This is a genomic window from Thioalkalivibrio sp. ALE11, assembly GCF_000381205.1.
In the GTDB taxonomy this organism is placed as follows: domain Bacteria; phylum Pseudomonadota; class Gammaproteobacteria; order Ectothiorhodospirales; family Ectothiorhodospiraceae; genus Thioalkalivibrio.
Genome location: NZ_KB906169.1, coordinates 124,332 through 149,878, shown reverse-complemented (window position 1 = coordinate 149,878; position 25,547 = coordinate 124,332). Strand labels below are relative to the sequence as shown.

Below are 25,547 nucleotides of genomic sequence, written 5' to 3'. Positions count from 1 at the left end.
TAGATCACGCAGCCCCCCAAGCGGCGAGGAGTTGGCAATGCCCGATCGGCGAGAGGGCTCGCCTCCTACGCGTTGGCGGGCGCGATGCCGAGGCGACGAAAGCTGACCGTGTCGCGGCCGGGCATCGCCTCCAGGACCCGTGGCTCTGAGTCAGGATTGGGCGTGATCAGCAGATATTCCGCTAGCGGGGCCTCGACGACATGGCGCATGGCGCGACGCATGGCCCGGGCCCCGAACTTGCGGTCGTATCCGGCCTCGCGCACCTGGCGATGCACCGACTCGGTCAGCCGCAGTTCCACCCGGTGTTTCTCCAGACGTCGATTCAGGCGCGCTAACTCGAGGTCCACCAGCTCGTTCAGGGTATCGCCATCCAGCCACTGAAACACCGAGATACTGTCGATGCGGTTGACGAACTCCGGCGCGAAGCGGCCCAGCAGTTCGCGCTCGACCAGCCGGTACTGGCGCTCCCGCAGTGGGCCGCGCGACCACCAGCGCCCGAGCCAGCCCTGGCGCCGCTCCGCGTCCTTCTGCAGACGGCGGGCACCGAGGTTGCTGGTCATGAACACCAGTGTATTGCGGAAGCTGTAGGTACGTTCTCCTGACGCCGTAGTCAGAAGCCCGTTGTCGAACACGTTGAGCAACGCCCCCACGACCTCGTCGGAGGCCTTCTCCAGCTCATCGAACAGGACGATGCCGGGCTTGCGCAGGCTGCCCTCGATGCGTTCCTGATCGAGCAGCGTCGTGCCCTCCTTGCTGCCGACGTAACCCGGCGGGGCCCCGGTCAGGGCCGCCGCATAGTGCTCCTGAGAAAGGGTGTTCATGTCGACCCGGCAGAAGGCCTCGGCATCACCGTGCAGAGCCCGCGCGAGCGCGCGCACGATTTCGGTCTTGCCGACCCCGGTCGGGCCCAGGAACAACGCGGTATGCAACGGCCGGTGCGGGTCGGAGATATCGGCCCGCACGATCCGGAGCATGCGTTCGACAGCCGCGACGGCATCGTCCTGGCCCAGGATCTCCCGGCGAATCGCAGACATGATCGCGTCCACGTCGAAGCGATAGCGGCTTTCGATCCCGCCGCCCTCTCCTGTGGCCACGGAGGCGCCGCTGCGATCCCTTCCCGCATCGATCCGGCGCTCTGTCTCCATCCGTCGGCGTTCGGTATCCGCAAGACGGTCGTTAATAAATGGCATTACCTCAGCCTTTCAGGCTATACAAAAGATTACCGGTCCTCCTCGGGGAGGACCGGCATCCATCACACCGCCTGTACAAGCGGGAAATCCTGCGACTACGATCCCGTCTCTTTGGTCTTTGCGGCGTAGGGAAGATCGCGCACTGGCGCACTGGCAACCCCGACCTGGTCGCGGGTGATCTTTTCGACGTCCTCGCGGGCCTTTTCGGCGTCGTTGACCCAGGTGCGGTAGAACTCGAACGGACAATCCGCGACACCCTTGTCGCCATCGCCCGAGTCGTGCATCCCGGTGTAACCACGATGCAGCAGCTTGAACAGGTGGTTCTGCGACTGATCGTTGGCGCGCGCATCCCGGATCTCGGGGATCGACAGCTGCGCATACTGGATGCCGTTCTCCTCGGTGCCGCACTCGCCCAGGGTACGCCCATCGAACCCGACGACCGCAGAGTGACCGAAATAGCTGTAGACGCCGTCGAACCCGGTCGCGTTGGCGACCGCCACATAGGTGTTATTAGCCCAGGCCATGCACTTGGACATATTCACCTGCTGTTCCTTGGCGGGGTACATGTAGCCCTGGCAGCGCACGATCAGTTCGGCGCCTTTCATCGCGCAGTCGCGCCAGATCTCGGGATAGTTGCCGTCGTCACAGATGATCAGGCTGAGCTTCAGCCCCTTCGGGCCCTCGGAGACGTAGGTGCGATCGCCTGGATACCAGCCCTCGATCGGGCACCAAGGGATGCACTTGCGGTACTTCTGGACGATTTCACCCTTGTTGTTCATCAGGATCAGGGTGTTGTAGGGCGCCTTGTTCGGGTGCTCCTCGTGCCGCTCGCCGGTCAGCGAGAACACCCCCCAGACATTGGCCTTGCGGCAGGCCGCCGCGAAGATCTCGGTCTCGTCGCCCGGGATGGTGGCAGCGGTCTCCATCATCTCGTCATGGTCGTACATGATCCCCATGGTGCTGTACTCGGGGAAGATGACCAGATCCATGCCGGGTAGACCCTGCTTCATGCCCAGGATCATGTCGGCAATCTTCTGCGCGTTGTCGAGGACTTCGCCTTTGGTGTGAAGGCGGGGCATCTTGTAGTTCACCACCGCCACGCCCACGGTATCGGGGCTGCTGGAAATATCGCCGTGTCGCATGGATGTTTGCTCCTCTAGCTAATAGGTGTACCGGCCCACGGGGCCGGATCAGATCGACAGGTACCCGCTGATGGTCTGTTCGTCGCAACTGGCGCGATCGGTTTCGTGCACGATCTCGCCGGACTCGATCACCAGCAGGCGGTCCGCAATCGCCATCGTGAAACTCAGGATCTGCTCGGAGACCACGATGGTGATCTCGCGCGAGCGGCTGATCTCGTTCAGGGTGCTGGCGATGTCCTTGATCACCGACGGCTGGATGCCTTCCGTGGGTTCGTCCAGCAGCAGCACCTTCGGGTTGGAGACCAGCGCCCGCGCGATCGCGAGCTGCTGCTGCTGCCCGCCGGAGAGGTTCCCACCCTTCCGGTGCCGCATTTCGTGCAGCACCGGAAACAGATCAAAGATGTCGGACGGAATACGCCGGCTCTTCGTGGTCTCCAGACCGGTCGCGATATTTTCCTGCACGGTCAGGCCCGGGAAGATCATCCGTCCCTGCGGGACATAAGCCAGACCAGCCGCGACCCGTTTGTGGGTCGGCATCCTGGAGAGATCCTGCCCATCCAGATTGACCTGCCCGTCTTTCGACTGGATCAGGCCCATCAAGGTCTTGAACAGGGTGGTCTTGCCCATGCCATTGCGACCCATGACGGCCAGGGTCTCGTTGTCCCCGACCGAGATGTCGAGCCCCTTGATGACCCCGACCTCCCCATAGCCGGAACGCAATCCTGTTACTTGAAACATGTCTTTTTGTCCTCTGCAGAATCTGCGTCAGTGGCCCAGGTAGACCTCGATCACCCGGGGATCGGACTGCACCGTTTCCATGTCACCTTCGGCCAGCACCTTGCCCTGGTGCATCACGGTGACTTTCCGAGCGATCTGCTTGACGAAGTTCATGTCGTGTTCGATGACGATCACCGAACGTCCCTCGGTGATCCGGTTGAGCAGGTCGGCGGTCAGCTCGCGTTCGCGCACGCTCATACCCGCCACTGGCTCGTCCAGCAGCAGGAGCTCCGGGTCCTGGATCAGCAACATCCCGATCTCCAGCCACTGCTTCTGCCCGTGACTCAACTCCGAGGCGGGGCGCTCCAGCATGTCGGTGAGGAAGATGGCCTCGGCCGTCTCGCGAATCTTGCGGTCGACCTTCGGGGTATTCTTGAAGAACAGCGCCCCGAACACGGTCTTGCCCTCCGGATACGACACCTCAAGGTTCTCGTAGACCGTCAGCCCCTCGTAGACCGACGGCGTCTGGAACTTGCGGCCCACTCCCTTCCAGACGATCTGGTGTTCGCGCAGGCGGGTCAGCTCGGTGTCCCGGAACTTGATCGAACCCTCGGTGGGCTTGGTCTTGCCGCAGATCAGATCCAGCAGCGTGGTCTTGCCGGCGCCGTTGGGGCCGATGACCACCCGCAACTCCCCGGCGTCGACATAGAAATTGAGGCCCTCGATCGCCTTGAACCCGTCAAACGAGACGGTCAGATCCTCGACGGCGAGCAACAAGGGGGTATGGGTCTTCATTTGCGGGCCTCCTGAGCAGCCTGAGGATCAATGGCATGGGGGGTGTCGGAAGGGGGCGTGTCCGGGCGCCAGCCCATGCGCACGAGGAAGGCCTCCACACGCGGGCGAACATGGGTGTTGTACAGCCCCGCCAGACCGTAGGGCGCGAACATCACCACCGCGATAAACACGGCACCGATCAGGAACAGCCACAACTGCGGAAAGGCCTCGGCGAAGGTCACTCGGGCGTAACCCACCAGCAGCGAGCCATACACCGCGCCCAGCAGCGACAGCCGCCCACCCACCGCGGCGAAGATCACAAACTCGATCGACGGGATGATCCCGATGATGCTCGGGGACATGAAGCCGACCTGCAGGGTGAACATCGCCCCGCCAATACCGGACATGAAGCCGGCCAGGGCGAAGATAAAGATCTTGAAGTAAGCGACGCTGTACCCCGAGTAGCGGATCCGATTCTCCTGGTCACGCGTAGCCATCAGGATCCGGCCATACTTGGTGGAGAGCACCCACATCCCGAGCGCGATCACCGCGAACAGCAACACGACCGTGGCGAAGTAGAAGACAACCAGCGCCTCGTCCGTATTGATATCCCAGCCCTTCAGCGTCCGCAGGTCGGTGATGCCATTGACACCCCCGGTGTAGCCCTGCTGACCGATCACCAGGATAGTGGCAATGGTCACGATGGCCTGGGTGATGATCGCGAAGAACACCCCGCTGACCCGTCGGGTGAACAGAGCGAAACCGATAAAGGCCGCAAAAAGCGCGGGCAGAGTCAGGATCGCCAGCACCGTGAAGGTCAGACTCTGGAAGGGTTCCCAGAACCAGGGCAGCGAGGTGATCTGGTTCCAGTCCATGAAATCCGGGATCCCCGGCGTGGTCTGGATAGCGGTGGCCTCCGGCGTTGAGGCCTCCAGCTTTAGGTACATCGCCATCGCGTACCCGCCGATCCCGAAGAACAGCCCCTGGCCCAGGCTCAGCAGGCCGCCGTACCCCCAGGCCAGGACCAGCCCGACCGCGACGAAGGCAAAGGCCAGGAAGCGCCCCGTGAGATTCAAGCCATCCACATCCATGGTCAGCGGGAACACGACCAGCAGGATGAAGGCCAGAATCAGCAGACCTGGCAGGCCCTTCTTGCCCAGTAACATCTGCAATACGTTATTCATTTCTCTGAGACTCCCGGAAGAGGCCCGCCTAACGGCGGACCTTGCTCTTGAACAAACCTTCGGGTCGCATCATCAGGATCGCGATGATGACGAGCAGCGTGGTCACCTTGGCCATGGAACTGCCCATGAAGAACTCGAGAATCGACTGACCCTGGGCAATAATGAAGGCGGAAACCACGGTTCCGGAGATGCTGCCGGCCCCGCCGAACACGACCACCAGGAAGGTGTCGACGATGTAGAGCGTGCCGCTCGTGGGCCCGGTGGAGGAGATCATCGTGAACGCCGCGCCGGCGATCCCTGCCACGCCGCAGCCGAGCGCAAACGTCAGGCGATCGACCCAGCGGGTGTTGATGCCCACCGCCGCACTCATCTCGCGGCTGGCCATGGTCGAGCGCACTCGCAGGCCCCAGCGCGAGCGATACATCAGCCAGACCACGCCGAGAGTGACGATCAAGGTCAGCACCATGATCGCCATGCCGTTGATCGGGATGTCGATCATCGGCGTCGGGCGCCAGGAGCCCTCCAGCCATGAAGGGGTGGAAGGACTCACCTCGCGCGCGCCGAAGATCGAGCGGAAACCCTGCTGCATGACCAGCGCCAGCCCCCACGTCGCCAGCAGCGTATCCAGAGGCCGGTGGTAGAGATGCCGGATCATCAGCACCTCGATCAGCATTCCGAACAGGAAGGCCGAGAGAAACGCCAGCGGGATCGCCAGCAGAATGTAGTATTCGGTCGCCCAGGGGCCCAGGCCGGAGGCCAGGGTAGACACCATGTAGGTGGTGTAGGCCCCGAGCACCATGAATTCGCCATGGGCCATGTTGATGACCCGCATCTGGCCGAAGATGATCGCCAGCCCCAGGGCCATCAGAAGCAGGACCGAGAAGAAGCTCAGCCCCGCGAAGCCCTGCATGGCGGTGATCGCCATCAGATCCTGCATTGAGTAATCCATGAACGGTATTCCCTGAAGCGGGAGCCGGGTGGCTCGTTACGGGATTCAGGAGGGGGCGCCGGACCGGCCAGCGGCCGACACCCCCGCGGTACGGCTTACTGATAGCCTTCGGGGAACGGATCCGGCTCGATCAGATCGGATTCCCACACCACATCGGCCTGACCGTCGCGGCGCCACTGGCCAATTCGAGTCTTGCTCCACAGGTGGTGGTTGTCGTGGACCTTCACGTAGCCTTCCGGTGCTTGGTTGAGCTCGATCCCCGGCGAGTGGGCAGTTACCTTGTCCACATCGAAACTTCCAGCCCGTTCGACCGCTTCCTTCCACAGCCACGGGCCGAGATAGGCAGCCTGGGTGACGTCGCCGATCACGCTGTCCTCGCCCCAGCGATCCTTGAATGCGCGCACGAACTCCTGGTTGTTCTCGTTATCCAGGCTCTGGAAGTACTTCATGCTGGAGTAGAAGCCCTCGACATTCTCGCCGCCGATGCCCAGCACCTCGTCCTCGGTCGTCGCCAGGTTCAGCAGGGTCTGGTTGCTGCCGTCCAGGCCGGCGGAAACGAGCTGGCGGAAGAACGCGACGTTGGAACCGCCGACCACCGCGCCGTAGATAGCATCCGGACGCCGCAGGCGAATGCGGTTGATCATGGAGCCGAACGAGGTATGGCCCAGCGGCGCATAGTCCTCGCCCACCACCGAGGCCCCGTCGAGGTGCTGTTCGATATGGATTCGCGCGATCTTCATGGTGGTGCGCGGCCAGATGTAGTCGGAGCCCACCAGATAGAAGGAGCGAACACCCTTCTCGTTGTACAGCCAGTTCAGGCTGGCCAGGACCTGCTGGGTGGCCTCCTGGCCGGTGTAGATCACGTTCGGGGACTGCTCGAGACCTTCATAGAAGGTCGGGTAGTACAGCAGGCCGTTCTCGCGCTCGAGAACCGGCAGCACCGCCTTGCGCGATGCGGAAGTCCAGCAACCCATGATCGAGGCGACCTTGTCCTCGCGCAGCAGCTTGCGCGCACGCTGGGCGAAGGTCGGCCAGTCACTGGCGCCGTCTTCGGTGATGATCTCGAGCTTGCGGCCGAGGATGCCGCCCATCTCGTTGATCTGCTCGATGGCCAGGGTCTCGGCCTCGACCGACCCGGTCTCGGAGATCGCCATGGTGCCGGTCAGCGAGTGCAGGATGCCGACCTTGACCGTGTCATCGGTCACGGCCAAGCCGGTGGTGTTGATCTCGGAGGTGGCCGGCTTGGCAAACAGGGACTTCGAGCCCGCGATGCCCGAAGCCATGATCGGCAGGGCGACCATCGACTTCAGCAGCTTGCGGCGGCTGAAGGTTTTCTTGATATCCGTCATTGTCATCTACCTTGGTTTGGTTGGATCTGGAGCACACGTTGAACGCGGCCTTCGAAACCGCAACGGAACGTCTGCAATGCCTGTGCCAACCACTGACAATGTTCACCAAGGGCATGTATCAGTGGGATTTCCCAGCCCCCCACACCATGCTCAGTACAACGGGAGGCTTGCTCTTTATCGGTGCACGCAACCCCCGATCCGCCCCGAAATGGCTCACACCCATGACACATGCCGGTGCAAACGCAGTGCCGAACCCGTGGCGACGAAACCCGCCAGAAGCGGCGCGAATCCTGCATGCGGCCACCTCGCCCCCTTCACCGGACATGTGTACAACAGGCCCATGAACAAGACGCAACGGGTAGTCGCAGGGGAGACACTGCGTCTGCAGCTCTCTATACAGCAGGAGATCGCCAAGTTGTTGGATCGCCCGCTGGACCCACCGCACACCGTGCGAGGGATTCTGCGGTTGCTTTCGCAGATTCTCGGGCTCAACTGCGGGAGAGTCCTGGCGCCCAACCAAAAAAATGAGGTTCTGGAGGTCCGCTATTCCTACGGCCTGACCCACGCTCGTCTACGCGAAGGGGCGTTCTCGGTTGGTTATGACGAGGGCGTTACCGGCTTCGTGATGCGTACTGGGTCCACGGGGCTGGTCCCGGACATCGACCGCGAGCCCTTGTATCTGCAGCGGATCACTGAACGCCCACATAACGACACAACCCGGATCGCATTCATCGCAGTGCCGATCCTGGAATCAGGGACCCCCGTAGGGGTACTTTCTGTACAGAAAGCAGGTGGCCAGGAAACCCCGTTCGAAGCGGATATTGCGACCCTGAAGGTCGCCGCATCGGCGATCGGTCAGGTCATGCGGATTGGCGAATTCATCCGCAAGGAGACCGAACATCTGATCAGAGAGAACCAGAGTCTTCGCAACTCGGTGACGATGGAGGGGATGCTTCAAAAGAGCCTGGCCCACGGGATTGTCGGCTCCAGCGAGGCCCTCCTGGACGCGGTCAAGCAATGCATACAGGTCGCACCCAGCGATGCGGCCGTCATGCTTCTGGGGGAGTCGGGGACCGGCAAAGAAAAGTTCGCGCGCATGATCCACCAGCAGAGCGAGCGAACCGACCGACCGTTCATCTGCATCAACTGCGCGGCGATACCTCCCGACTTGCTCGAATCCGAGCTATTCGGCCACGAGAAAGGCAGCTTCACAGGGGCTTCGGGGAATAAAAAGGGCAAAATCCTGCAGGCCGACGGCGGCACCTTGTTTCTGGATGAGATCGGCGACATGCCACTGCAGCTGCAGTCCAAGCTGTTGCGGGTGCTGCAGGAGCACCAGGTCGATCCAATTGGCGCCGCCAGCCCCGTCCCTGTCAATTTCCGGCTCATCACCGCAACCCACGAAGATATGCAGGAGCACGTCAATACCGGAGGTTTCCGGCTCGATCTGTTTTACCGTATCAATGTAGTGCCAGTGTACTTGCCCCCTCTGCGCGCTCGCCGAGGCGACATACGACCTCTGGCACTGCATTTCCTAAATGAGCTCAACCACCGCTACCAGCGCAATGTCGCCTTGCACCCCGAGGCTCTCGCGGCGCTGGAACGTTATGGCTGGCCCGGAAACATTCGCCAGATGCAGAACGTCGTCGAACGCGCCATCTTGATGGCGGAGAGCGACCACATCCAAAGAACGCAAATCCAGCAGATTCTCACCGAGCAGGGCAGCGTGCGCCTCCCCGAGGCGCCGACACCCCAGTCTTCCAGCCCACCGGCGTTCGACTACGGATCCACCACGAAAAACGAGGTCGGTCGTTACCAATGGGTGCGCCAGGAAGATGCAAAACAGATCCTCGACGCCCTAAATCAGTGCAGAGGGAACCAATCTTGTGCAGCCAGACGCCTCAATCTCTCCCTTCGCCAGTTGCGTTATCGCATCGAAAAACTTGGGCTTGAAGTGAGGCGACGTTAACCACCCGACGACACCCGAAATGACAAAGCTCGCCATTGCTCGCCATTGGCACACTTTGACCCTCCCTCGAAGTTCCGCCAAACCGAACCGAACCGCCTAAACGAGCCTTCGAACGAGGCCCCCGCCGAATTGGCACGCTTCTAGCATGCAACGTTATACCGTTTCATGTCCGCTAGGAACTCCTGGAATGAAACGGCTCGAAATGAATCCAACCCGTGAACGAATCGGGACCGTCGAAAAACCTTCAAGCCCGAAATTGAGGAGTCGTAAACAATGGCAAGCACAGGCAGCGTCAGCGCATGGGACGAAGCATTACTCACAGCCATGATTCAGTACCCGGTGCCAGTCATCAAGGGACCAGAAGATATTCAGACGCAGGTGGACCAGATCTGCAATGCAGTGAAGTCTACGAAAGCCGGGTACCCGGACCTGGACCTGATCGTTTTTCCGGAATATTCAACCCAAGGTCTTAACACCGCGATCTGGACCTACGATGAAATGCTGCTCACCATCGACAGCCCGGAGATTGGCCGATTCAAGGAAGCTTGCAAGTCAAACGACGTTTGGGGCGTTTTTTCCTTGATGGAAAAAAACGAGGATCCTCAAAAACCGCCCTACAATACCGCAATCATCATCGACAACAACGGAGAGATCGCTCTCCACTACCGTAAACTGCAGCCATGGGTTCCTATCGAACCGTGGTCTCCGGGCAACTTCGGCATGCCAGTCTGCGACGGCCCAAAGGGATCAAAACTGGCCGTTTGCATCTGCCACGACGGCATGTTCCCGGAACTCGCCCGGGAGGCGGCGTACAAGGGGGCAAACGTTTACATCCGGATTTCGGGGTATTCCACCCAGGTGAACGATCAGTGGATTTGGACGAACCGCACAAATGCATGGCAAAACCTGATGTACAGCATTTCGGTCAACCTCGCGGGCTACGACGGCGTTTTCTACTATTTCGGCGAGGGAACGGTATGCAACTACGACGGCAACGTGATCCAGCAGGGCCACCGGAATCCCTGGGAGATCGTCACGGCAGAGCTGTTCCCGCGACTCGTCGACAAGGCCCGCGAGCATTGGGCTCTAGAAAACAACATCTTCAACTTGGGCTGCCGGGGTTACGTTGCCGAGCCCGGCGGCGGTTCCCAGAACTATCTGACTTGGGTAAACGATCTCGCGAACGGGACCTACAAGTTGCCGTGGGATGAAAAAGTGAAGGTCCGAGACGGCTGGAAATACTACCCGGAGGGCGTCAAGCTCGGCCCGATGCCGAAGTAGCCCCGAAAGCATGAACAAGAGGCTTCACCTTGAATAGATAATTCTCCGGTTATTCAAGCCTTCCGGGCTCGCGCGCTGAGGCGGCCGGGTTGGCTGGATAAATCATAAACGCTGAGTAAAGAGTTTCCTCATCCATTGCTGAAGCTTTGCTGTGGAGAGTGCCTTCGATAGGCCTCTCCACGGCAACGGCTCTGTGGGCGCACCAGCGCCTCCACTGTCGGGTATTTTTGATATCTCTGTTTCCGACCGCAGCCGTTTTCGGCCCTGACGAGAAGGGTCGGAACACGGCGCTTCCGGGCGATTAGGCAGCCCCCCATGAAACGAATCAAATCCGACAGGCGGCGACCTCTTTAAACGCAAATGCGTTTCGGCTCCACAGGCCCGAGAGTAATCAAACATTTCACGCCGCGTTTTTCCACGAAAAACTGATCAGCGCTCGGACATAGCGATGAACCGATTGTCGCTGAGTAGAACTCAGAAACAGGAGTTTTCGTGCAGAGCGTTTGCTCGAGCCGCGAGCTCGGATAATGGTACAGGCATAGACACTTTTCTCCAGGGCGTCTTGTTCCGTTGACGCTACTGTCTCTCCGGGTTCCCGGCGGATTCGCGGACTCGCTCCGTCGAACGCAATCTTGTCCTGACAATGTCGCCGGCGATAACCGGCGCAGCAGGTTCGACAAAGGCTTGCTGAAGGTCACCGAACCGAGAGCCCCGTTCAACGCCGGTCGCTGTCCTCGATTGCGGGTCCCCGGTCCTGTCACCCGCCAGGGTTGGCACGGTTTTCGCTAGAAATCTCCTGCGCAAGCGAGCCACCGGCCGGCTGCGTAGCTGGCACCCCCCAGCATCTCGCTCCGGGCGTAAGGCGGATCCGGAGCGCGTTGGAACCCTGACATTGGAGAGACTCATGGCGGAAACCCTGATTTCCTACGACATCGACAAGGCCCCGGAAGAACAAGACATCAAACCGCACAACCGCTGGCATCCGGATATCCCGATGGCAGTGCACGTCAAGCCGGGCGATGAATTTCGCCTGGAGTGCTGTGATTGGACGGGCGGGCAGATTGGCAATAACGACTCCGCCAACGATATTCGCGATGTAGACCTGACGAAGGTGCACTACCTGACCGGTCCTGTGTCGGTCGAAGGTGCAGAACCCGGCGATCTGCTCGTCGTCGACATCCTGGACGTGGGGCCGCGCCCGGATCAGCTTTGGGGGTTCAACGGCTTGTTCGCGCGGGAAAATGGAGGCGGATTCCTCACCGAGCACTATCCGGATGCCCGCAAGGCAATCTGGGATTTTCATGGGATCTACACCAGCTCCCGCCATATCCCGAAGGTTCGCTTCCCCGGTACGATCCATCCCGGGTTGATCGGCACACTGCCCTCCCGGGAACTACTGGAGAAGTGGAACACGCGGGAGCAAGCCCTCGTGGACACCGACCCTGATCGAGTTCCCCCGCTGGCCACTTTGCCGTATGAAGACACTGCTCTGATGGGGGGCCTTCAAGGCGACGCAGCCAAACGCGCGGCTCGCGAAGGCGCGCGCACCGTCCCACCCCGTGAGCACGGGGGTAACTGCGACATCAAGAATCTGTCGCGCGGATCCCGCGTGTATTTCCCGGTCTACGTTAAAGGAGCAGGATTGTCGGTGGGTGACCTGCATTTCTCGCAGGGTGACGGGGAGATCACTTTCTGCGGCGCGATCGAGATGGCCGGCGTTATCGACTTGAAGGTGGGTTTGGTCAAGGGCGGCATGGAGAAATACAACATCAGCAGCCCGGTGTTCCAGCCGAGCCAGGTGGACCCCCATTTCCGCGACTACCTGATTTTTGAAGGAATTTCAGTGGACGAACAGGGCAAACAGCACTACCTGGACGCCCACATTGCTTATCGACAGGCCTGTCTCAACGCGATCGAATACCTGAAGAATTTTGGCTACTCCGGCGCACAGGCCTACTCGATCCTGGGTACCGCTCCTGTCGAGGGCCACATTAGCGGCATCGTGGACATTCCCAATGTATGCGCCACTCTCTGGTTGCCGTCCGAGATCTTCGAGTTCGATATCCATATTTCTGACTCCGGACCGACCGTCGAGATCGGCGACGACGTCGACACCTGCATCGCCACCTGACTGTCAATACCCGGCCCGTCTTACGGGCCGGGTATTCCTCACGGAGACTCCAATGCCCCTATACGACTACCAGTGTCCAAACTGCGGCGACTTTTCCGATTTCGGACGCATCGCCGAGTCATCCGCGCCGTGTGTCTGCCCGACCTGCGGGACCGACGCGCCCCGCGTCATCACCGCCCCACGGCTGTCACTAATGGACCCATCGAACCGTCAGCGCTGGGAACGCAACGAGCGCAGCCAGCACGCACCAAAGAAAGTCCGACGGAGCTCATGTGGCTGTAGCGGAACCCACACCTGTGGCACCCAGAAAACCAGCGCGGAAAAAAAGGCAGGCGAAACTACTACCCACCCGCCTCTGCAAAAGCAGACCAAGAAGACCGCCCGCCCCTGGATGCTCGGGCATTAGCCATCAGTCCGGAATCAGATACTCTTCTCCCTACTGCCGCCTACCGTCATGCCGGGGGCGGCAGCTTCTGTCTCGTTGCCTGATAAGCCGGAGCCGAGCGGCCTATTCCAGCCTTGCCCAGCGGGATACACCAGGCACGGCAAACCTTAAAATCGGCCGAGTTTGAGACGGTCTAGACGCAGGCGTTCGCGGGCGTCGAACAGGCGGCGGGAGGCGAACCAGACCGCGCCCAGGGTGCCGAAGCCGGTACCGGCGGCGATCAGGAACATGATCAGGATCTGGTACTTCACGGCCTCCACCGGCGGCGCGCCGGCCAGGATCTGACCGGTCATCATGCCCGGCAGGCTGACGATGCCGGCGGCCGCCATCGCGTTAATGGTCGGCATCAGGCCGGAGCGCGCGGCCTCGCGGCGCATGGTGGTGACCGCCTCGCTCCAGGAGGCGCCCATCGCCAGTCGGCCCTCGATCGTGCGCCGCTCACGCCAGACAGTCTGCGTCAGGCGGTCCAGCCCCAGAGCAATACCGGTCATGGTGTTGCCGAGCAGCATGCCCAGTAGCGGGATCGCGTACTGCGGCTCCCACCAGGGGGTCGGGCCGACCATGGTGGTCAGCGCCAGCACCGTGACGGCGAACGCCGAGATGAACATGGTCACGGCACCGATGCCATAGCCCCACAGCCCGGCGAAGCGGCGCTGCTGGCGTGCCATCACCTCGTAGCCGGCCACGGCGAGCATGATCACCGCCATCAAGGCCACCCAACCGAGCTGCGCATGGTCGAACAGCGTCTGCAGGATCAGCCCGACCAGGAGCAGCTGGATCACGGTACGCGCCCCGGCGATCAGCAGGCTGCGCCCCAGACCCATGCGTGCCCAGACGGTCAGCACTGCCAGCGCGACGACCAGCAAGGCCGCCAGCGACAAATCCAGCGCGGAAAGCGAGATCAGTTCCACGTGGTCACCTCCAGCTTGCCGTTGGCGATGGTCAGGATGCGGCCGCCCAGGCGCTGACGCTGCAGGGTGTCGTGACTGACCCAAAGCGCTGCCGCGTCTTCCTCGGCGAGATACCCACGTACCGCGCGTTCGATGCGTTTGGTGTTTTCCAGATCCAGATTGGCGGTGGGCTCGTCCAGCAACAGGACGCGCGGCTGGTTCAGCAGCGCGCGCACCAGCCCCAGGCGCTGCTTCTCGCCGCTGGAGAGGCGCTCGATCTCCCATTCCAGCGAGGCCTCCGGCAACGCCACCTCGTCCAAAAGGTGCAAGGCCGTGTCGCGCGAGAAGTCGGTCGGCAGGTGTTCGTCCACGCGCTCGCTCCACCACGCGGTTTCGGCCGGCACGTACGCGACGCGGCGGCGCCAGTCGACAGGCAGCATCGCGTCACGCGGCTCACCGTTCAGCGTCACCGCCCCCGTGTTGGGGTCGAGGTCGGCCAGGGCCCGTAACAACAGCGACTTGCCGGAACCCGACGCGCCCGTCACCTGGACCAGTTCACCAGGCTGCAACGCCAGGTCCAGCGGGCCGAGGTGTGCGGTTTTGAGTTGGCGAACGTCCAGCAGGCGATCCATGCGAAAGGGTTCCGGTGCGGCGAAATGGCGATCGTAACTGAAGCCGGGGCAGCGGGATGAATGGCCGGACGGGCAGGCGCTGCTTGCTGCGAGAAGAACGCTCCGCCGTGACGGATTGCCTCTGTAGATGTCGATCGCACTATTCGGCGCGGGCAGGGGCTTCGCGGGCGGGCCCGCTCCCACAGTTCTGGAACCAAAAAAAGGGCGCCCGGTGAGGGGCGCCCAAAGGCCAACATCCAAGTCCTGGGAGACTGTCTTGTCGGCGTCGGAGGAGACGATGTCGGGGCCGGGCCTGTGGCCCGACCCCAGTTTAGGTTAACGAGGGTTTATTGCTTCCCGGTGAACTCCGGGTAGGCCTCGAGACCGCACTCGGCGATGTCGGCGCCCACATCCTCGTCCTCTTCGTTCAGGCGGATACCCATCACCGCCTTGAGGATGGCCCAGACAATCAGGCTGGCCACGAAGACGAAGACGAAGATGGCAAGCAGACCCGCGATCTGCGCCACGAAGGTCGCATCCGGGTTGGACAGCAGGACCGCGAGCACGCCCCAGATGCCGGCCGTGCCGTGGGCCGAGATCGCCCCCACCGGGTCGTCGATCTTCAGCTTGTCCAGCGCGACGATCGAGAACACCACGATCACGCCACCGATGGCACCGATGATCATCGCCAGGAACGGGCTGGGCATCAGCGGCTCGGCGGTGATGGACACCAGGCCCGCGACCGCGCCGTTCAGCGCCATGGTTAGATCGGCCTTGCCGAACATCAGACGGGTGGTGATCAGCGCGGCAATCACGCCCCCGGCCGCGGCCAGGTTGGTGTTGGTGAACACGGCCGCCACGGCATTCGCGGATTCAACGTCGGACACCTTGAGCTCGGAACCGCCGTTGAAGCCGAACCAGCCCAGCCAGAGGATCAGCACGCCCAGCGTCGCCAGCGGCATGCTGGAGCCCGGGATCGCGTTGATCTGGCCGTCCTTGCCGTACTTGCCCTTGCGCGCCCCCAGCAGCAGGACGCCCGCCAGCGCGGCCACGGCACCGGTGAAGTGGACGATGCCCGAACCGGCGTAGTCGAGATAGCCGATCTGGTCCAGCATGCCGCCGCCCCAGCTCCAGAAGCCCTGGATCGGGTAGATCACGCCGGTGAGGACCACGGCGAAGGCGAGGAAGGCCCACAGCTTCATGCGTTCGGCGACCGCCCCGGAAACAATCGACATCGCGGTGGCCACGAACACCACCTGGAAGAAGAAGTCCGCGCGGTCGGAGTAGTAGATGTCGCCACCGCTGCCCAGCACCTCGGACACGGCGTTGTCACCGGTAATAAAGAAGCCCAGGCCCGGGATCAACGAGGTGAGCCCGTCGCTGTACATGATGTTGTAGCCGATCAGCATGTACATGATGCTGGCGATCGAATACAGGGCGATATTCTTGGTTGCAATTTCGGCCACACTCTTGGTGCGCACCATCCCGGCCTCGAGCATGGTAAAGCCCGCGGCCATCCACATGACCAGTGCGCCGGCCATCAGGAAGTAAAAGGTGTCAAGGGCGTAAGCCACCTCGACGACTTGCTGTTCGATATCCATTGTCGGATTACCTCATTCAGTAGGACCGAGGAAGGGCGCTCAGAGCGCCTCGGTTCCGGTTTCACCCGTGCGGATTCGCAGGACCTGCTCGACCGGCGATACGAAAATCTTTCCGTCACCGATCTTGCCGGTGCTCGCGGCCTTGGATACGGCCTCGATCACCTTGTCCACCAGGCTGTCGTCCACCGCGACTTCCAGCTTAACTTTGGGCAGAAAGTCCACGACGTATTCGGCACCGCGGTACAGTTCGGTGTGGCCGCGCTGGCGACCGAAACCCTTGACTTCGGTCATGGTGATGCCCTGCACCCCGATCTCGGACATCGCCTCGCGCACATCATCAAGCTTGAACGGCTTGATCACGGCAGTAATCATCTTCATGGTTCACTCCTTGGGGCGGACCCGCTCACCGCAAGCCCGCCATTGGGGTTTTGGATCAACGACCGGCTCAGAAACCGAGCGACCAGGCGACGTAGGCGCGAACGTCCTCGCCGTCTTCATCGGCATACGCCAGATTCATGCTGAAAGTGCCCATGCTATCTGTGTGACGACTCAGACCAGCGTGATAGTGGGTGTAGCTGTCCACAGCACTATCATCAAAAGTCTGATGGCCAACCATGAATCCAGCGCTGTACACATCGGCAAACGGGACATCCAGCCCGGCGTAGTAGTAAGCGCTACCGCTCTCAAACGGAGCAGCATCAGACTCTTCGTTAACAATGACTTTTACACCACCATAGAACATGTCGTAGGAGAGTTCGCCGTAGATCTCGGCAAAGCCAATATCGAGGTCTGAATCGGGATAGAAGTAGTAGACATAACCAACGTCATAACCCAAACCGTTGGCCAGTTCGTCAGCGAATCCGGCATAGAGATCAAGCTCGTAAGTTCCGCCCGCATAGAGGTCAGGGTCCAGATTGGAAGCCCAAGTGCCAACGTAGAACCCGGAGCCATGTTCATAATCAAAGCCACCCTGGATAGCGGCCCCGTTAGTCTGAGAAAAACCGCGCAGCTCATAGTCGGAGGCGATGGTGATGTTCCCGGAGAACTCGGCGGCGGCGGTCGAGGTGGCAAGCATCGCGCCAGTGCCGCTCATGGCCAGAACGGCGGAAGCCAGGATGGAACGCTTGAATTTCTTCATTGGATGGATCTCCCTCTGGTTGATCGAGTGTCGCGTAGTCGACACCCGGTCCTTGCATGGGCTGTGCCAAGTATCGAAAGGGAGCAAAAATCGGCTTTTCGCAACACCTGTTGCGGCCCAACCACGGGCTTTTGCCTTTATTTGGTGCGCACTAAAAGTGCACACGCACCAAAAACGTGCGGAGACCGAGGACTGTGAACCAGGTCTGGGATTCCAGACGGTTCACCCATCGGCAAGCGGCAGATCGGTAAGACGAATCGGGAGGCAGACACGGTCGCGGAAAGCGCACGTGCGGTAATGCGGGACGCACGGTGAAGATCGCCTTGCCCTGCAGATCGCCCCGTCGTCCGCGATTCGCGATGATCCAACAGGGTATGGGCGGAGCGGCGCAGCCCCAGGCCCAGGAGGTTCTACGAGGAGAGACTTCCGCGTTCGATCTCGATGCCGACCTCGCGCACGCCGGGCACGGCGCCGGGCTTGCCGAGTTTGATGCACACCCAGGGCGTGCCGAACTGGGCCATCAGGGCCTCGGCGATCTCTTCGGCCAGGGATTCCAGCAAGGCATGCGGTTCGCGCGTGACGATGGCACGCACGGCGTTGGCCACCGCCTCGTAGTCGACGGTGTCGCCGATTTCGCCGGAGTAGGCGGCGATGCGGGTATCGGCCGCCAGTTCGATATCGAATCGCAGGCGGCGCTGGATGCGCTGTTCCCAGTCGTAGACGCCAACAACGGCGTCAATCTCGAGGTCGCGCAGATAGATTCGATCCATGGGTTCGGCGGGCTCCTGTGGGTCGGCGCCTATCCTACTGCCCGGGCCGCACAAGGTACACCGAGCCGCTATCATGGTGCCTCCCGGTCACATCGAGACAGGCATGAGCAAGCCCTTTCACGAACTCCCCTGGCCCGCCAATCCGGAGGGCGAGTCCCGGCGCATCGGCGTGGAGATCGAGATGGCCGGGGTGTCGCTGGAGACGATGGCCAAAACCGTGAAAGACGAGTTCGGGGGGCACATCGAGTCGGACAACGCCTTCGTCTTCCAAGTGCGCGACACGGACGTCGGCGACTTCCAGCTGGAGCTGGACGCCCGGGTACTGAAGGACCGCGGCTACCGCGAACACCTCGCGCGCCTGGGCATCGAGCTGGACGACTCCGACGAGGCCGCGCTGGAACACTGGCTCGCGGACGCCGCAGGCCGCCTGGTCCCGCACGAGATCGTGGCGCCGCCGATCGCCGTCGCCGACCTGCCCCGCCTGGACCGAGTGCGCGCCGCCCTGCAACAGGCCGGCGCACTGGGGACCGAGCGCTCATTCCTCTATGCCTTCGGGCTGCAGATCAATATCGAGGTCCACCGCACCGATGCCGAGTGGCTGCTGGCGATCCTGCGCAGCTTCCTGCTGATGGTGGAAGTGCTCACAGCGGCGGGTGCCATCGACCTGGCGCGGCGCCTTTCTCCCTACATTCGGTCTTTCCCCGGCCCGTTTGTACGCTACGTGCTGGACCCGGACTTTCGCCCCGACCGGGCCGGACTGATCGACGCCTACCTGGCGCACAACCCGACCCGCAACCGCCCTCTGGACCTGCTCCCGCTGTTCGCCCACCTGGACTCCGACAGGATCGACGCGGCACCCGTGGAGCACGAGCTGATCAAGCCGCGGCCGGCCTTCCACTACCGCCTGCCGAACTGCGAGATCGACGACCCGGACTGGAGCCTCGCGCGGCCGTTCAACGGCTGGATCGAGGTCGAGCGCCTGGCGGCGGACCCGGAACGCCTGGAACGCCTGTCGCGGGAATATCTGGAACGCCCCGGCCAGGCCCTGGGCCGCTGGGCCGACGACTGGAGCCAGCGCCTCCGTGACTGGTTCTGAGCCCGGTCGCACGGCGACCGATACCGTGGCCGATACCGCGGCGCCGCGTCCACGCCGCCCGGTGATCGCCATCACCGGACCCGACCAGGGCGGCGGCCCCGCCTGGCTGTTTACAGCGCTCGCGGTGTGGCGCGCCGGCGGCCGCCCGCTGCGGCTGCGCCCGGGAAAACCCCGCAGTCACCGGCGCTTCGATGGCCTGGTGGTGGGCGGCGGGGCGGATGTGGATCCGGAGCTCTACGGCGAGACGCTCCCCGAGGGACCGGATGCGGCCGCCATCCGGCAGGCGGAGCGCCGCCTGTCGCAGCGCCTGATCGGCTATCTCTTCTACCCGGCCCTGTGGCTGCTGCGCCGGTTGTTCCAGTCCCACGGCGGCGTGCTGGACACCGACCGCGACCGGCTGGAGAAGGCCCTGATCCATCGCGCGCTGGACGAGCACCGCCCGATCCTCGGCATCTGTCGCGGGATGCAACTGGTCAACGTGGTACGCGGCGGCACCCTGCACCGCGACCTGGCCGAGTTCTACGTGGAAACCCCGCAGGCCCGCAGCCTGCTGCCGGTCAAGCGCGTACGGCTGGATCCGCATTCACGCCTGGCCGCCATCCTGGGCGACCCGCCGCTGCACGTGAATGCCCTGCACGACCAGGCCGTCGACCGGCTCGGCCAGGGCCTGAACGTGGCCGGACGCGAGCCCTCGCGGGTAGTCCAGGCCATCGAGACCGAACAGGACTTCTGTATCGGCGTGCAATGGCACCCCGAATACCTGCCGCAGAAGACCCGCCACCAGCGCCTGTTCCGCGCGCTGGTCACAGCGGCACGCCGCCCCCGGCCTCAGGCCGACGACGGATAGGCGACGCGCAGCCCGCCCAGGCCGCAGTAGCCATCCGGAACCTTCGCCAGATACTGCTGGTGGTAGTCCTCGGCGAAGTAATACGCCTCCGGCTCGCGGATCTCGGTGGTGACCGGACCCAACCCTGCCTGCTGCAGCGCGGCATTGAAGCGCTCGCGGCTGGCGAGCGCAGCCTCGTAATGGACCGGGCCCACGGTGTAGATACCGGAACGGTACTGGGTCCCGACGTCATTGCCCTGACGCATCCCCTGGGTCGGATCGTGCCCCTCCCAGAACGTACGGAACAGGGTCTCCAGTAACACCGCGCCCGGATCGAACACCACACGCACCAGTTCAGCGTGGCCGGTCTGGCCGCTGCAGACCTCGCGGTAGGTCGGGTTGGGGGTGTAACCGCCGCCATAACCCACGCTGGTGGAATACACCCCGTCGAGCTGCCAGAACAGTCGCTCGGCGCCCCAGAAGCAGCCCATGCCGAAGTGGATGATCTCCATGCCATCGGGGTACGGCGGCGCCAGCGGGGTCCCCAGCACCGCATGGCGTTCCGGCACCGGCATCGCCTCTGCCCGGCCGGGCAGAGCGCGCTCCGGGTCCACCATCTGCGGCTGCATCCAGTCACCGAACATCATTCGCTCCCGTTGTCGCCGGCCGGGCGCAGCCGCAGCAGCTCGCCCGGGTTGTGGTCGGTCAATACCCAGATCGCGCCGTCATGCACGCGCACGTCACGTACCCGCCGGTCCAGGCCCGGCAGCACTTCGTCCTCGTTGACCAGCTCGCGGTCCTCGAAGGTGAGCCGTAGCAGGGTCCGTCCGGCCAGACCACCGGTCAGCAGGTCGCCATCCCATTCGGCAAACGCCGGATCCCGGATCACCGCCAGCCCCGAAGGCGCGATCGCCGGCGTCCAGTGGTGCAGCGGCGAGACCATCCCTTCCTTCTCGGTCAGGCCATCGCCGACCGGACCGCCGCTGTATTCCTCGCCCTGGCTGATCACCGGCCAGCCGTAGTTGTTGCCCGCTTCGATGATGTTGATCTCGTCACCGCCCCGCGGTCCGTGCTGGTTCTCCCACAGGACGCCCGTGTCGGGGTCCATCACCATGCCCTGGGAGTTGCGCACCCCGTACGCCCAGATCTCGTCGCGCCGGGCATCGTCGCCGACGAACGGATTGTCGTCCGGAACCGAACCATCGTCGTGCACGCGCACGATCGTGCCGATGTGATTGGACGGATCCTGGGCCTGGTCACGATCCCCGCGGTCGCCCACGCTGACGAACACACGCCCCGTGTCGTCGAACACAATGCGGCTGCCGAAATGGCGCCCGCCGCGCACGCCCGGCTCGGCGGTGAACAGGGTCTCGACGTCGCTCAGGGCCCCGTCCTCGAAGCGCCCGCGCGCCAGTCGCGTGGTCAGCCCGCCGTCCACGCTGGCCGCATAGGTGAAGTACAGCCAGTGGTTGTCGGCGAAATCCGGATGCAGGGCCAGATCCAGCAACCCGCCCTGATTGCGCGCGCGCAGGTCATCGGGCAGACCCGACACCAGTTCCCCGCGACCCGAGAAGTCCGGCCCGTCGTCGCCGGCCGGGAAATGCCGCAGGGTGCCCGAGCGTTCGCTGATCAGGGCCCCGCCGTCCGGCAGGAAGGCGACGGCCCAGGGATGATCGAGAGCGTCGTGCGGAACCTCCACCGACAGCCCGTCGGCCGAGGCCTCCAGGGCATCGGGGGAAGGGGCGGAGGCGCCGGAGCAGCCGGCCAGGAGAAAACTCCCGGCCAGCAATCCGGCCAGGCCGCGACGCAGAGCAGGAGCCGAGTTAGCCGAGTTCGTCATGAGACTTCTCCCTTCGGATCAGGGGGGTGGCTGACAGGCCGGACACCACCAGGTCGGACGCGCATGTTCTCCCAGCAGGGCCCGCTGCAGCGGCGCGGCGCATTGCCGGCAGGCTTCACCCTCACGTCCGTAGACGTACAGGAAGGCGTCCGGTTCCGCCTGCGCCCGCGTGATCCGCGGGCCCGGTCGCAGATTGCGCCGCAACAGCCGCACCGCATCCGCGTAAATCGCCCGCAAACGGTCGTCGCTCACCGCACCTGCCGGGGTCAGCGGATGGCAGCCATGCAGAAACAGCAATTCCGATTTGTAGACGTTGCCGATCCCCGCCGCCAGCGACTGGTCGAGCAGCACGTCCGCCAGCGGACGGTCCGCAGCCGCGTCCCGACGAACCCGCGCCACCACCGCATCGACCTCCACGCCCGGATCCAGCAGGTCCGGCCCCACCCGGGCATCCAGACGTTCGATATCCGCCGCTTCCGCTCCCACTGCGGGCATCCGGCGCCAGACCAGTTCGCGCGGATGGAAACACACCAGCATCCGGTCCTCGAGGGTCAGCACCGCATGGGCCTGGTGTGCCGGCTTCGACCATTCGGCGCCGCGCGCGTATTCGTGCCAGGTGCCCCACATCCCGAGGTGGGTGCGCAGCAGCCACGGCGTATCGTCAGGCCCGGTCAGCTCCATCAGCAGGTGCTTGCCGCGGGCGCGCAGCGCATCGGCCCGCATCGGGCCGTGCTCGCGCAGGGGCTCGCCGCGTGCGGCGCGGGTCGCCACCGCCTCCAGCGCCGCCCCTTCCAGGCGCGGGCGGAGCATGGCCGCCAGCCGGTGGATGGTGTCGCCCTCGGGCATGGGTCAGTAAAGCGGAGGCTCGCCCTCGGGACGCGTGCGGAACAGGCGCAGGGTCCACAGATACTGTGCCGGGGCCTGTTCCACGCCCCGTTCGATGGCGGCGTTCATGGCCCGGGCATCCGCGGCGTCGTCCCCCGAGGGGAAGTCCTCCATTGGAGGCCACAGGCGCATCACGTATTCGTCGCGGGCGAGGTCGTACCAGGCGAAACTCGGCAGCACCACTGCCCGCGACATGCGTGCCAGCCGCCCCAGAGCGGTCAGCGTGGCCTTGGGTACGCCGAAGAAATCCACGAACACCGCACCGTCGGCGCCCAGGTCCTCGTCCGGCAGGTAATAGAAGAACCGCCCGCGGCGCAGCTGGCGGATCGCCGGACGCAGCCCCTGCTCGCGGGCGAAGATGTCGCCGGAGTAACGGGTGCGGCTGCGGTGATTGATCCACTCCAGCACGGGGTTCTTCATCGGCTTGGCGAAGGAGACCCCGTCATACATCTGGCTCATGCGCACCCCGCCGTAATCCAGCCCCAGCGAGTGCGGGGCGAGGATGATCACCGGCGTCCCGTCGGAGCGCGCGCGCTCGTAGTGCTCCACCCCGTCCACCCGGATGCGCGAGGCATGCTCGCCGGGCTTGCCGAACCACAGCAGGCCATAGTCCAGCACGGTCTGCGCCTGGTAGCGGTAGAAGGCGGCGAGCCGAGCCTCGCGTTCGGCCGCATCCAGCTGCGGGAAGCACAGCTCGAGGTTGCGTTCGGCGATCCGGCGGCTGCGCCCCGAGCGGCGGTACAGCAGGCGGCCGATACCCCGCGCCAGCGCCTGCACCGCCGGACGCGGGATCTGCTGCAGCACCCAGGCCAGCGCCACGCCGACCCAGGTGAGCCAGTAGCGGGGTGCGAAATGCCGCGCGGTCAGCGGCGCCCGGTAGGCACCGACGTCCGCCTCCTCCCCGGGGGCATCCTCACGGCTCATGTGTCCGCATCACCCCCGGCCTCCAGCAGGCGGCGGGCGCGCTTCGCGGAGACCTCCATTTCCTTGACCGCCTGCAGGTCGCCCTTCTCCTCGGCGATGGCCATGCCCCGCTCGCAGACCTCCAGCGCACGCTGCGGGCGCTCCAGTGCCACCAGGGTCTTTGCCAGCAGTTTCCACGCCGCGGAGTAGCCCTCGTCCAGCTCCAGCGCGCGCTCCAGGTGCTCCACCGCCGCCTCCTGCTGGCCATCGGTCACCAGGGCGTTGCCCAGCGAGAAGCGCAGCATCGCGGAGTCCTCGCCTCCGTCCAGCATGTTCTGGAAACGTTCGACCATCTGCGACATGGACGACCTCCTGTCCTTGAATTCGCTCCTACCCTAGCGCTGCCAGAACGCCGGGGACAGAAGCACCAGCACGGTGAAGATTTCCAGCCGCCCCATCAGCATGGCGAGGATCAGCACCCATTTGCTGAAGTCGTTGATGGACTGGAAGTTCGGCCCCACCTCGCCCAGGCCGGGGCCAAGGTTGTTGAGGGTGGCCGCCACCGCCGAGAACGCCGTCACCTGATCCAGGCCCGAGGCCATCACCGCCAGCATCATCACCACGAACACCATCACATAGGCCGCGAGAAAGCCCCACACCGCCTGCACCACGCGGTCCGGGGCCTCCTTGCCGTTGACCTTCACGGCGATGCGCGCATGCGGATGGATCAGGCGCTTCACCTCGCGCATGCCCTGCTTCATCAGCAGCAAAACGCGCACCACCTTGATCCCGCCACCGGTGGATCCGGTGCAGCCGCCGACGAACGACAGGAAGATCAACAGTACCGGCAGGAACCCCGGCCACAGGTAGAAGTCGTCAGTGGCGTAGCCGGTGGTGGTGCCGATGGACACCACGTGGAACGCGGCGCGGCGGAAGGCGTCCGCGCCGTCCGCCGCAAAGCCGGTCACCAGCATGTAGGCCACTACCACCGCCACCGCCGAGGCCATCAGGATCAGGTAGGTGCGCAGCTCCTCGTCGCGCCGGTAGGGCACGACCGACGCACGGTGCAGGGCGAGGAAATGCACCGCGAAGTTCATCCCGGCGATCAGCATGAAGACAATCGCCACGCCCTCGATGGCGGCGGAATCGAAGTGGCCGAGGCTGGCGTCGTAGGTGGAGAATCCGCCGATCGCCACGGTGGTGAAGGAGTGCGCGATCGCGTCGAAGACCTCCATCCCGGCGACCCAGTAGGCCACCGCACAGGCCACCGTCAGGCCGAGGTAGATGTACCACAGGTTGCGCGCGGTCTCGGCGATGCGCGGGGTCAGCTTGTTGTCGCGGATGGGTCCCGGGGTCTCGGCCTTGAACAGCTGCATGCCGCCCACGCCCAGCAGCGGCAGGATGGCCACCGCCAGCACGATGATGCCCATGCCGCCCATCCACTGCAGCTGCTGGCGATACCAAAGCAGCGCCTTCGGCATGTCGTCCAGGCCGGTCAGCACGGTGGCGCCGGTGGTCGTCAGGCCGGACATCGACTCGAACGCAGCATCGGTGAAGCTGACGTTCAGATGCGGGTCGAGCACCATCGGCGTCGCCCCGGCCAGACCCAGCCCGAGCCAGAACATCACCACCAGGATGAAGCCGTCGCGCGGCTGCAGCTCACGATGCGCGCGATACAGCGGGCCCCAGAGCATCCCGCCGATCAGCAGCAGCACGATGAACGCCTGCATGAACACGTACGCGGTGGACTCGTCGTAGATAAACCCGACCAGTGCGGGCGGCAGCATGCTCAGGCTGAACAGAGTGAGGAGGATCCCCAGCAGGCGCGCGGTGGAGGCGAGATGGAGCACGGCGGA

General features: G+C 63.7%; 25 protein-coding genes. 6 read left to right on the top strand and 19 right to left on the bottom strand.

From position 1 onward, the window contains the following. Window positions 1-65: 65 nt before the first annotated feature. From F620_RS0108545 to urtA, 7 genes are all read right to left on the bottom strand, one after another. A complete protein-coding gene (locus F620_RS0108545) occupies window positions 66-1,190 on the bottom strand; it encodes an AAA family ATPase (RefSeq protein ID WP_026331376.1) in 1,125 nt (374 codons plus the stop codon). A 95-nt stretch (window positions 1,191-1,285) separates the two neighbouring features. After that, window positions 1,286-2,332, bottom strand: coding sequence for an aliphatic amidase (locus F620_RS0108540; protein WP_018876588.1), 1,047 nt, complete (start codon window positions 2,330-2,332; stop codon window positions 1,286-1,288). A 48-nt stretch (window positions 2,333-2,380) separates the two neighbouring features. Further along, window positions 2,381-3,070 carry an urea ABC transporter ATP-binding subunit UrtE gene (urtE, locus tag F620_RS0108535; RefSeq protein WP_026331375.1) on the bottom strand — a complete coding sequence of 230 codons (690 nt, stop codon included), beginning with the start codon at window positions 3,068-3,070 and terminating at the stop codon, window positions 2,381-2,383. A gap of 27 nt (window positions 3,071-3,097) precedes the next feature. Continuing rightward, window positions 3,098-3,844 (bottom strand): urea ABC transporter ATP-binding protein UrtD, encoded by a 747-nt coding sequence (gene urtD / locus F620_RS0108530; protein WP_019570231.1) that lies wholly within the window; start codon window positions 3,842-3,844, stop codon window positions 3,098-3,100. Next, complete coding sequence (gene urtC / locus F620_RS0108525; protein ID WP_026331374.1) at window positions 3,841-5,007, bottom strand: urea ABC transporter permease subunit UrtC; 1,167 nt, start codon at window positions 5,005-5,007, stop codon at window positions 3,841-3,843. Before urtC ends, urtD begins: the two co-directional genes overlap by 4 nt. Before the next feature lie 28 nt (window positions 5,008-5,035). Then, the gene (gene urtB / locus F620_RS0108520; RefSeq protein ID WP_038030795.1) at window positions 5,036-5,956 is read right to left on the bottom strand and encodes an urea ABC transporter permease subunit UrtB; all 921 of its coding nucleotides are present in this window, start codon (window positions 5,954-5,956) and stop codon (window positions 5,036-5,038) included. A 95-nt stretch (window positions 5,957-6,051) separates the two neighbouring features. Further along, window positions 6,052-7,305, bottom strand: a complete 1,254-nt coding sequence (gene urtA / locus F620_RS0108515) for an urea ABC transporter substrate-binding protein (RefSeq protein WP_019570228.1) — start codon at window positions 7,303-7,305, stop codon at window positions 6,052-6,054. A gap of 340 nt (window positions 7,306-7,645) precedes the next feature. Here urtA and F620_RS0108510 point away from each other — a divergent pair, with 340 nt between their 5' ends. The 4 genes from F620_RS0108510 (at window position 7,646) to F620_RS14810 (ending at window position 13,092) form a co-directional block, all read left to right on the top strand. Further along, the gene (locus F620_RS0108510; protein ID WP_019570227.1) at window positions 7,646-9,274 is read left to right on the top strand and encodes a sigma-54-dependent Fis family transcriptional regulator; all 1,629 of its coding nucleotides are present in this window, start codon (window positions 7,646-7,648) and stop codon (window positions 9,272-9,274) included. Window positions 9,275-9,547: 273 nt separating this feature from the next. Then, window positions 9,548-10,555: a formamidase gene (locus tag F620_RS0108505; protein WP_019570226.1), complete on the top strand. Its 1,008-nt coding sequence runs from the start codon at window positions 9,548-9,550 to the stop codon at window positions 10,553-10,555. A gap of 904 nt (window positions 10,556-11,459) precedes the next feature. Further along, window positions 11,460-12,686, top strand: a complete 1,227-nt coding sequence (fmdA, locus tag F620_RS0108500) for a formamidase (protein WP_019570225.1) — start codon at window positions 11,460-11,462, stop codon at window positions 12,684-12,686. Next, window positions 12,571-13,092, top strand: coding sequence for a zinc ribbon domain-containing protein (locus F620_RS14810; RefSeq protein ID WP_369773817.1), 522 nt, complete (start codon window positions 12,571-12,573; stop codon window positions 13,090-13,092). Before fmdA ends, F620_RS14810 begins: the two co-directional genes overlap by 116 nt. 146 nt (window positions 13,093-13,238) lie before the next feature. On the opposite strand, the gene fetB is transcribed toward F620_RS14810, so the two are convergent. From fetB to folB, 6 genes are all read right to left on the bottom strand, one after another. Then, window positions 13,239-14,042: an iron export ABC transporter permease subunit FetB gene (gene fetB, locus F620_RS0108490; RefSeq protein ID WP_019570224.1), complete on the bottom strand. Its 804-nt coding sequence runs from the start codon at window positions 14,040-14,042 to the stop codon at window positions 13,239-13,241. Continuing rightward, window positions 14,033-14,653: an ATP-binding cassette domain-containing protein gene (locus F620_RS0108485; protein ID WP_019570223.1), complete on the bottom strand. Its 621-nt coding sequence runs from the start codon at window positions 14,651-14,653 to the stop codon at window positions 14,033-14,035. The genes fetB and F620_RS0108485 overlap by 10 nt, the downstream gene beginning before the upstream one ends. 326 nt (window positions 14,654-14,979) lie before the next feature. Continuing rightward, the gene (locus F620_RS0108480; RefSeq protein WP_019570222.1) at window positions 14,980-16,233 is read right to left on the bottom strand and encodes an ammonium transporter; all 1,254 of its coding nucleotides are present in this window, start codon (window positions 16,231-16,233) and stop codon (window positions 14,980-14,982) included. A 39-nt stretch (window positions 16,234-16,272) separates the two neighbouring features. Beyond that, window positions 16,273-16,611, bottom strand: coding sequence for a P-II family nitrogen regulator (gene glnK / locus F620_RS0108475; RefSeq protein WP_018935925.1), 339 nt, complete (start codon window positions 16,609-16,611; stop codon window positions 16,273-16,275). 67 nt (window positions 16,612-16,678) lie between these two features. Continuing rightward, a complete protein-coding gene (locus F620_RS0108470; RefSeq protein ID WP_019570221.1) occupies window positions 16,679-17,371 on the bottom strand; it encodes a TorF family putative porin in 693 nt (230 codons plus the stop codon). A 410-nt stretch (window positions 17,372-17,781) separates the two neighbouring features. Next, window positions 17,782-18,141, bottom strand: a complete 360-nt coding sequence (gene folB / locus F620_RS0108465; RefSeq protein WP_019570220.1) for a dihydroneopterin aldolase — start codon at window positions 18,139-18,141, stop codon at window positions 17,782-17,784. 73 nt (window positions 18,142-18,214) lie between these two features. Between folB and F620_RS0108460 the strand changes: the two genes are divergently transcribed. Together F620_RS0108460 and F620_RS0108455 are read left to right on the top strand one after the other, a co-directional pair. Next, window positions 18,215-19,237, top strand: a complete 1,023-nt coding sequence (locus tag F620_RS0108460; protein WP_026331372.1) for an amidoligase family protein — start codon at window positions 18,215-18,217, stop codon at window positions 19,235-19,237. Next, entirely contained in the window at window positions 19,224-20,084 is an 861-nt protein-coding gene (locus F620_RS0108455) for a gamma-glutamyl-gamma-aminobutyrate hydrolase family protein (RefSeq protein WP_026331371.1), read from the top strand. The genes F620_RS0108460 and F620_RS0108455 overlap by 14 nt, the downstream gene beginning before the upstream one ends. Here F620_RS0108455 and msrA read toward each other — a convergent pair. The 6 genes from msrA to F620_RS0108425 are packed head-to-tail and all read right to left on the bottom strand — an operon-like array spanning window position 20,066 to window position 25,541. Then, window positions 20,066-20,707, bottom strand: a complete 642-nt coding sequence (gene msrA / locus F620_RS0108450; RefSeq protein WP_019570217.1) for a peptide-methionine (S)-S-oxide reductase MsrA — start codon at window positions 20,705-20,707, stop codon at window positions 20,066-20,068. The two genes, F620_RS0108455 and msrA, sit on opposite strands and share 19 nt — an antisense overlap. After that, complete coding sequence (locus F620_RS0108445) at window positions 20,707-21,903, bottom strand: PQQ-dependent sugar dehydrogenase (RefSeq protein ID WP_019570216.1); 1,197 nt, start codon at window positions 21,901-21,903, stop codon at window positions 20,707-20,709. Before F620_RS0108445 ends, msrA begins: the two co-directional genes overlap by 1 nt. An 18-nt stretch (window positions 21,904-21,921) precedes the next feature. Next, window positions 21,922-22,749, bottom strand: coding sequence for an Fpg/Nei family DNA glycosylase (locus F620_RS0108440; protein WP_019570215.1), 828 nt, complete (start codon window positions 22,747-22,749; stop codon window positions 21,922-21,924). Window positions 22,750-22,752: 3 nt separating this feature from the next. Further along, complete coding sequence (locus F620_RS0108435) at window positions 22,753-23,712, bottom strand: lysophospholipid acyltransferase family protein (RefSeq protein WP_019570214.1); 960 nt, start codon at window positions 23,710-23,712, stop codon at window positions 22,753-22,755. Continuing rightward, a complete protein-coding gene (locus F620_RS0108430) occupies window positions 23,709-24,053 on the bottom strand; it encodes a tetratricopeptide repeat protein (protein ID WP_018869187.1) in 345 nt (114 codons plus the stop codon). Before F620_RS0108430 ends, F620_RS0108435 begins: the two co-directional genes overlap by 4 nt. A gap of 33 nt (window positions 24,054-24,086) precedes the next feature. Next, window positions 24,087-25,541 (bottom strand): TrkH family potassium uptake protein, encoded by a 1,455-nt coding sequence (locus F620_RS0108425; RefSeq protein WP_019570213.1) that lies wholly within the window; start codon window positions 25,539-25,541, stop codon window positions 24,087-24,089. Window positions 25,542-25,547: the final 6 nt, after the last annotated feature.